The sequence below is a fragment of the Streptomyces sp. NPDC045701 genome (assembly GCF_056432045.1).
Map to the genome: position 1 here is coordinate 1 of NZ_JBWKJV010000138.1, position 3,807 is coordinate 3,807.

Sequence of the window (3,807 nt, forward strand, 5' to 3'; positions counted from 1 at the left end):
GCCCATGCCGAGAAGGCGGTCACCGCGTTCGAGAAGGCGTACGGCGCGAAGTGGCCCAAGGCCACGGCGAAGGTCACCGGCGAGGTCGACGAGCTGCTGCTCACGGTTCTGCCTGCGCAGGCGCTTGAGTTCCTCGCGCTCGGCACTGGTCGGCCCGCCCGGGGCGCCCTCGCCGCGTCCGGCCTGCTCGCGCCGGACCCAGTTACGCAGACTCTCCGGGCTGACGGCGAGCTCCCGGGTGACCTCGGTCACCGTCCTGCCGGAAGAACGGACGAGCGCTATCGCATCCCGCCGGTACCCCGCCGAGTATCGCTTCGTGTACTTACTTCCCACCGGGCACCACTTCCTCTCGAACCACACGTCCCAGTCTCCAGGTGTCCACGATCAAGGGGAAGCTTCAGGGCCGTGACCGAGCGCGAGCTGTGGGGCGCGGTCGAGGAATCCGCCCCTGCCGATGACACAGCTCACCCTGCTGTGCTGACATGACGGGAAACGAGCTGGGGGAGGATCCGGGCGGCGGTCTCGTATTGTGGCTGCCGTCGGGGTCGGTAGCGAGGGCAGGGAAGTGGAGGGTGCCGGTGAACAGGCTGGTCATCACACCGGCGGTGGTCGAGCGGGACGCGGTACTGGCATTGGCCGGTGAACTCGACATGGGCAGCGAGGATCTGCTGGCTGAGGCGGTCGAGGAGCTGATCGACGCGGGTTACCGGCGAGTCGTGCTGGACTGCGCGGATGTAGCGTTCTGTGATTCGCGCGGATTCAACGCACTGTTGGCAGCTCGGCAGGCCACACAGGACGCCGGGGGCGCGCTGGCGCTGGCCGCGATCTCAGAACGGCTGCAGTCCCTGCTGAGCCTGGTCGGCGGAGAAATGATCTTCAACATCGCCCCTACCGTGGAGCAGGCACGGCTCCTGCTTGCCGAATCCGCCATGAACAGCGAAGCCGAGCCCGCCTAGCCTTCCGCACCCGGGCGGTTTCACCCGGCCGCCCTCAAGCTGACAGCCGGTCCCTATCCATCCCTAATCCGGCTCGCCTCTGATATCGGTCCTTTTGCTGGGCAGGCGTATCAGCAGTACCACGAACCACCGGCCGTCTGCCCTTGGGGGATGACTTTGATGACCGATAGCGTGCAGCGCTGCGTCGACTTGGATGACGCCCCGGACGCTCCTGCCCGGGCCCGCCGCATCGCCACGGAGTTCCTAGCCGAAGCCGAACGGGCGTGCGCAGGCCCGGCCAGCCCCGCTGTCACCGACGCAGTGCTGCTGGTGACCAGCGAACTGGTCACCAACGCCGTACGCCACGCCCCAGGGTCCTGCACTCTGCGCCTGACCCTGTACGACGAGAGCGTGCTGGTCGAAGTCAGCGACACCAGTGCCAGCCCCCCGCGACCCCGAGCCCCGGACGTTACCGGGGCGCGCGGCGGGTGGGGCTGGATACTGATCGCCAGGGTGGCCAACGAGGTACGCATCCTGCCCGGGCCCGGCGGCGGGAAGACGGTGCTCGCGCGTCTTCCCTGGTGACCCCGCGGCACGGCGCTCAGAGGGTGCGCGTTCGGGCGGCGGACGGTGGCGTACCCGCTGCGTGGGCAGGGCGCGGCGTCGTGTGTCAGAAAGACGGGGTGGCGGCTCCCCCGGTGCGTGTCCCGTAGTCGGGATCGAGGTGCACGGGGCCGTGGTGGCGGGCGAACTGTTGCGGGCTACCGCTCAGGTGGTTGCCGCGCTGCGTGCGCAGTCCGCCGCTGCCTGGCCATGCTGCTGCAAAAGAGTTCCCCGACGTATGACGGCGGTCGGTCGGGGCAGGCGAGCTGTATGGCCGACCTTGGAGAACTTCTGCAAGTAATCATGCGCCGCCGTCACCTGACCGCTCAGACTCTCGCGGAGCGGACCGGTATTCGCCCCCCGCGTAATAGAGTCTTTGTGCAAGACGGCGTTCAGGGCCCCGTTCCCCCCGCTGAGGAGGAACTGGCTGAAATCGCCGCAGCCTTGCGGCTGCCACTGGTCGATGTCCTTGACGCGGCCCGTACTCCGGCCAGGATGATGGCCTGACACCCGCACCCATCGCGGCGGTGATCGCGGTCTTGTTGCCCGTCGTCTGTTTAGGGTTGATGCTGGCGCTGGGCCACTACGAGGAACATCTGTTCAACGCCCGTCGAGCCCGGCACCGCCGCCTCCGAGCGGGCCGGCACGTCCGCCATCGGCAAGGTCCAGGCCGCCGGGGGCCGAATCGGTAACCGGTGACCTAGCTAGGCTAGTGTCCTGCGCCGGAAATAGCGAGACTAAGTCTGTATGCTGTTTTCATGGTGTCTCGGGGGTCCTCGTGCTGTTGAAGTCGTGCTGTCTGCCGAGGAGCGGGCGGAGTTGGCGTGTTGGTCGGCGGGTGGTGCGGTCTCGGCTCGTGTGGCGGAGCGGGCCCGGATCATTCTTGCCTCTGCCGAGGGCGGCTCCAGCACCGCTGTGGCGGCGGACTTCGGGGTGTCCACGGAGACGGTGCGTAAGTGGCGCTCGCGGTTCGTGGCCCGGCGGATGGCGGGCCTGGCTGACGAGCCTCGGCCGGGCCGGCGCAAGCCGGAGCTGGTACTCGGCGAGGCCGAGCGTGCGGAGCTGACGCGCTGGGCGCGGCGGGCGAAGACCGCGCAGTTCCTGGCGCTGCGGGCGCGGATCGTGCTGCGGTGTGCGGAGGGCGGGACCAATAAGGAGATCGCCGCCGAACTCGGCGTGTCGCAGGGCACGGTGAACCGCTGGCGATCAAGGTTCATCCGGTTGCGGCTGGGCTCACGGCGACGCTGGGGTGCCAGCAGCGCCTGACCAGGTCGATCAAAACTCAAGAACGGGCAACAGCCCGGATGCCCTTACGGAACCGGTCATGCCAACCGCATGCCTTACCTATGAGGTCGCCGCAGCAGACTCCTGCAGGGTGAAGGTAGCCGGCTGGAACGGCTTGTAGTCGTCCAGGGAGCAGGAGTAGTCGGCGGTGGGGCGATTTTCAGAGTCCACGACCTCGCACGTCGTCGGTGCTGCGCCGCCATTCTTCATCACCACTGAATTTCCGGTAGTGCCGATCGAATAGCGCACTTCCGCGCTATTGTCTGGGTACCACCGGTAAGACCAACTGGCAACCGATTCCGGGGCTATACTCGCTTGCGGTTCTGTGCAAAAGTCGCTGGTCGCGTCGGCTTTCGAGAGGCGAAGCTCGGACTTAGTGGAATTGTTCACGTAAGCCCCCCACACGGTACCGTCCGCATCGCACCTGGCGGCTACGGGGGAAGAAATCTCGCTCGCAGAGCTAGGAATCGCAGCACCCATTGCGACCGCACCTGCGGATGCTGTGATCACAGCCGCACGCTTGAGAATAGAAGAAATTCGCATATTTTGCTCCATGATGCTCGGGGAGGGCACCCGCTGTTGCCAGTGATTGGAAGATATCCGCCTGACTGCCGTTTTCCAGGCTGGCGTGGCGCGGACGCCTACGCTGTAGGTTTCCCTTCAGCGGCGGTGCGCCATGGATAAGATTGCCATCCGGTGGTGGCGGCGGACGTCCTCCAGATGGCTATGCCACTGACTCTGGAAGCCTCCATCGATCAGCTAAGCGACAGCTACTGACTTCGGCGCTGAGGAGATGATGGTGGGAGGTCGAGGGAGAGTCCGGTACCGACGACGTGGATGTTCAGCCCGGCCACCTACGTAGTCGCAACGGTTAAAAGCCGCCGATTACTTAACGACCTTGGGGGAAATTGAGGTCGGGCCGTCTTGGCCTGGTGGTTCGGCTGGTGGGTGATCAGCAGGCCGTCGTGCGGACGAGGACCAGTTC

Annotated in this window: 5 protein-coding genes; 3 read left to right on the forward strand and 2 right to left on the reverse strand. The window is 66.2% G+C overall.

Annotated elements, in window-relative coordinates:
• Positions 1 to 360 (reverse strand): transposase (locus tag AC07DW_RS33650; RefSeq protein ID WP_478861410.1); only part of this gene is annotated, 360 nt, incomplete at its 3' end.
• 218 nt (positions 361 to 578) lie between these two features.
• On the opposite strand from AC07DW_RS33650, the gene AC07DW_RS33655 reads away from it, so the two are divergent.
• The 3 genes from AC07DW_RS33655 to AC07DW_RS33665 all read left to right on the forward strand — a co-directional run bounded on the left by AC07DW_RS33655 (position 579) and on the right by AC07DW_RS33665 (position 2,804).
• On the forward strand, positions 579 to 956 hold the full coding sequence (locus AC07DW_RS33655; RefSeq protein ID WP_478861411.1) for an STAS domain-containing protein: 378 nt from the start codon (positions 579 to 581) through the stop codon (positions 954 to 956).
• A 159-nt stretch (positions 957 to 1,115) separates the two neighbouring features.
• Positions 1,116 to 1,520, forward strand: coding sequence for an ATP-binding protein (locus tag AC07DW_RS33660; RefSeq protein WP_478861412.1), 405 nt, complete (start codon positions 1,116 to 1,118; stop codon positions 1,518 to 1,520).
• A gap of 810 nt (positions 1,521 to 2,330) precedes the next feature.
• Positions 2,331 to 2,804: a helix-turn-helix domain-containing protein gene (locus AC07DW_RS33665; protein ID WP_478861413.1), complete on the forward strand. Its 474-nt coding sequence runs from the start codon at positions 2,331 to 2,333 to the stop codon at positions 2,802 to 2,804.
• 78 nt (positions 2,805 to 2,882) lie between these two features.
• On the opposite strand, the gene AC07DW_RS33670 is transcribed toward AC07DW_RS33665, so the two are convergent.
• Positions 2,883 to 3,071: a hypothetical protein gene (locus tag AC07DW_RS33670; RefSeq protein ID WP_478861414.1), complete on the reverse strand. Its 189-nt coding sequence runs from the start codon at positions 3,069 to 3,071 to the stop codon at positions 2,883 to 2,885.
• Between the last annotated feature and the right edge of the window lie 736 nt (positions 3,072 to 3,807).

Coding starts and splice junctions, on each gene's coding strand:
- AC07DW_RS33660 (WP_478861412.1), top strand. CDS start 1,116: ATGACCGATAGCGTGCAGCGCTGCGTCGACTTGGATGACGCCCCGGAC.